Origin of the sequence: Virgibacillus alimentarius (assembly GCF_017874635.1) — a bacterium.
GTDB classification, from domain to species: Bacteria; Bacillota; Bacilli; order Bacillales; family Amphibacillaceae; genus Virgibacillus_B; species Virgibacillus_B alimentarius.
The window spans coordinates 1-3,962 of sequence record NZ_JAGIKX010000062.1; the positions used below are offsets into that span (position 1 = coordinate 1).

At 32.1% G+C, this 3,962-nt stretch carries 3 protein-coding genes; 2 read left to right on the plus strand and 1 reads right to left on the minus strand.

Annotated features, from left to right (window positions below):
- Positions 1–469 precede the first annotated feature (469 nt).
- On the plus strand, positions 470–1,732 hold the full coding sequence (gene mobV / locus J2Z81_RS15520) for a MobV family relaxase (RefSeq protein WP_023296837.1): 1,263 nt from the start codon (positions 470–472) through the stop codon (positions 1,730–1,732).
- Between the two features lie 242 nt (positions 1,733–1,974).
- Complete coding sequence (locus J2Z81_RS15525) at positions 1,975–2,958, plus strand: protein rep (RefSeq protein ID WP_014125933.1); 984 nt, start codon at positions 1,975–1,977, stop codon at positions 2,956–2,958.
- A gap of 72 nt (positions 2,959–3,030) precedes the next feature.
- Here the strand turns inward: J2Z81_RS15525 and erm(C) are convergent, their stop codons facing one another.
- Positions 3,031–3,765, minus strand: coding sequence for a 23S rRNA (adenine(2058)-N(6))-methyltransferase Erm(C) (erm(C), locus tag J2Z81_RS15530; protein WP_021286044.1), 735 nt, complete (start codon positions 3,763–3,765; stop codon positions 3,031–3,033).
- Between the last annotated feature and the right edge of the window lie 197 nt (positions 3,766–3,962).

Sequence of the window (3,962 nt, forward strand, 5' to 3'; positions counted from 1 at the left end):
TGTTGAATAAAAGATACGAGAGACCTCTCTTGTATCTTTTTATTTTTGAGTGGTTTTGTCCGTTACACTAGAAAACCGAAAGACAATAAAAATTTTATTTTTGCTGAGTCTGGCTTTCGGTAAGCTAAACAAAACGGACAAAATAAAAATTGGCAAGGGTTTAAAGGTGGAGATTTTTTGAGTGATCTTCTCAAAAAATACTACCTGTCCCTTGCTGATTTTTAAACGAGCACGAGAGCAAAACCCCCTTTGCTGAGGTGGCAGAGGTCGGGTTTTTTTGTTTCTTTTTTCACGAAAAAAAAAGAAAGGTCTTAAAGGTTTTATGGTTTTGGTCGGCACTGCCGACAGCCTCGCAGAGCACACACTTTATGAATATAAAGTATAGTGTGTTATACTTTACATGGAAGTGGTTGCCGGAAAAAGCAAAAATGCCTCACATTTGTGCCACCTAAAAAGGAGCGATTTACATATGAGTTATGCAGTTTGTAGAATGCAAAAAGTGAAATCACCTGGACTAAAAGGCATGCAATTTCATAATCAAAGAGAGCGAGAAAGTAGAACGAATGAAGATATTGACAGAGAGCGAACACATGAAAATTATGATTTACAAAACGATAAAAATATAAATTATAACGAACGTGTAAAAGACATAATCGATTCACAAAAAACAGGCACACGAAAAACAAGAAAAGATGCTGTTCTTGTAAATGAGTTGCTAGTAACATCTGACCGAGATTTTTTTGAGCGACTGGATCCAGGAGAACAAAAACGATTTTTTGAGGAAAGTTATAAATTATTTTCTGAACGATACGGCAAGCAAAATATTGCTTACGCAACAGTTCATAACGATGAGCAAACCCCTCATATGCATTTAGGTGTTGTGCCTATGCGTGATGGAAAACTACAAGGAAAAAATGTGTTTAATCGTCAAGAATTGTTATGGCTACAAGATAAATTCCCCGAGCATATGAAAAAACAGGGTTTTGAGTTGAAGCGTGGTGAACGTGGCTCTGACCGTAAACATATTGAGACATCTAAATTTAAAAAACAAACTTTGGAAAAAGAGATTGATTTTCTAGAAAAAAACTTGGCAGTTAAAAAAGATGAATGGACTGCTTATAGCGATAAAGTTAAATCAGATTTAGAAGTACCAGCGAAACGGCACATGAAAAATGTTGAAGTGCCAACGGGCGAAAAGTCCATGTTTGGTTTAGGAAAAGAAATAATGAAAACAGAAAAGAAACCAACTAAAAACGTTGTTATATCGGAGCGTGACTATAAAAACTTAGTGACTGCTGTGAGAGATAACGATAAGTTAAAACAGCATGTTAGCAATCTCATGAGTACTGATATGGCGAGAGAATATAAAAAATTAAGTAAAGAACATGGGCAAGTTAAAGAAAAATATAGTGGTCTTGTAGAGCGATTTAACGAAAATGTAAATGATTATAATGAGTTGCTTGAAGAAAACAAGTCTTTAAAGTCTAAAATAAGCGATTTAAAGCGTGATGTGAGTTTAATCTATGAAAGCACTAAGGAATTCCTTAAGGAACGTACAGACGGCTTAAAAGCCTTTAAAAACGTTTTTAAGGGGTTTGTAGACAAGGTAAAGGATAAAACTACACAATTCCAAGAAAAACACGATTTAGAACCTAAAAAGAACGAATTTGAACTAACTCATAACCGTGAGGTAAAAAAAGAACGAAGTCGAGATCAGGGAATGAGTTTATAAAATAAAAAAGCACCTGAAAAGGTGTCTTTTTTTGATGGTTTTGAACTTGTTCTTTCTTATCTTGATACATATAGAAACAACAAGTTTTTATTTTTATAGTTTACATCGCGTTTAAAGTGTTGGTGTGATTGGCTTTATAAGGTTAATGAACCTTTAAAAATCCTTGCACAGAAAAATACCCTATGTTATTGTTTAAGTTACCACACAAAAACAAATTTACATAGGGGGTTTCTGTATTAATTATGTGCAATAATAATAGCATTAATTCAGATGAAAAATCAAGTGTACTAATCGACAAAACAAAAAGTGGAAAAATAAGACCTTGGCGAGAAAAGAAAATGGCAAATGTAGATTATTTTGAACTCTTGCATATTCTTGAATTTAAAAAGGCTGAACGTGTAAAAGATTGTGCAGAGGTACTTGAATATAAAGTGAGTTATGAAACGGGAGAAAAAACGTTATATCGTGTGTGGTTTTGTAAATCTCGATTATGTCCAATGTGCAACTGGAGGAGAGCAATGAAGCATGGTATTCAGTCACAAAAGGTTGTTGCAGAAGTTATCAAACAAAAACCAACAGTTCGTTGGCTTTTCCTTACGTTGACCGTTAGAAATGTTTATGATGGTACTGAATTAAATAAAAGTTTATCGGATATGTCAAAAGGTTTTAATCGTATGATGAAATATAAGAAAATTAATAAAAACTTAGTTGGTTTTATGCGAGCGACAGAAGTAACTGTAAATAATATAGATAATTCTTATAACCAACACATGCATGTGTTGGTTTGTGTAGAAAGCACTTATTTTTATAACACTGAAAACTATGTGAATCAAAAGCAATGGATTCAATTTTGGAAAAGAGCTATGAAATTAGATTATGATCCAAACGTTAAAGTCCAAATGATTCGACCAAAAAATAAACATAAATCTGATATAAAATCAGCCATTGATGAAACTGCAAAATATCCAGTAAAAGATACAGATTTTATGACTGATGACGAAGAAAGAAATTTGCAGCGTTTAGCTGATTTGGAGGAAGGACTTTATCGAAAAAGATTAATTTCATATGGTGGTTTATTAAAGGAAATTCATAAGGAATTAAATCTTGATGACGCAGAAGATGGCGATTTAATACATACAGATGATGAAGAAAAAGCAGATGAAGATGGCTTTTCTATTATTGCAATGTGGAATTGGGAACGGAAAAATTATTTTATTAAAGAGTAATTCAACAAAAGGGCCAAGATTGTTTAAGCAAAACAAGACAAGTTAAGGGGTGCAGTTTACGCACCCCTTAACTTACTTATTAAATAATTTATAGCTATTGAAAAGAGACAAGAATTGCTCAAAGCTAATATTGTTTAAATCGTCAATTCCCGCATGTTTTAAGGATTTGTTAAATTGATTCTTTGTAAATATTTTCTTGTATTCTTTGTTAACCCATTTCATAACGAAATAATTATACTTCTGTTTATCTTTGTACGATATTCTTGATTTTTTTCTATTTAATCTGATAAGCGAGCTATTCACTTTAGGTTTAGGATGAAAATATTCTCTTGGAACCATACTTAATATAGAAATATCAACTTCTGCCATTAAAAGTAACGCCAATGAGCGCTTTGTATTCAATAACCTTTTAGCAAACCCGTATTCCACGATTAAATAACTCTCATCAGCTATACTTTCAAAAACAACTTTGCGTATTATATCCGTACTTATGTTGTAAGGTATACTACCAAATATTTTATAGGATTGGTTTTTAGGAAATTTAAACTGCAATATATCCTTGTTTAAAACTTGAAAATTATCGTGATTAACAAGTTTATTTTCTGTAGTCTTGCATAATTTATGGTCTATTTCAATAGCAGTTACGAAATTACACCTTTGTACTAATTCAAGGGTAAAATGCCCTTTTCCTGAGCCAATTTCAAAGATATTATCATGTTCATTTAAGCTTATATTTGTCATTATTTTATCTATATTACGTTTCGAAGTAATAAAGTTTTGACTGTCTTTTATATTTTTTTTGTTCATTATAATCCTCTTTCTTATAAACTTAAAATAATTATAGCACAAGCTCTGATAAATAAGAACATGATGAACGACCGTTAAATTTGTACTGCAATCGGGCGCGATTGTTGAATAAAAGATACGAGAGACCTCTCTTGTATCTTTTTATTTTTGAGTGGTTTTGTCCGTTACACTAGAAAACCGAAAGACAATAAAAATTT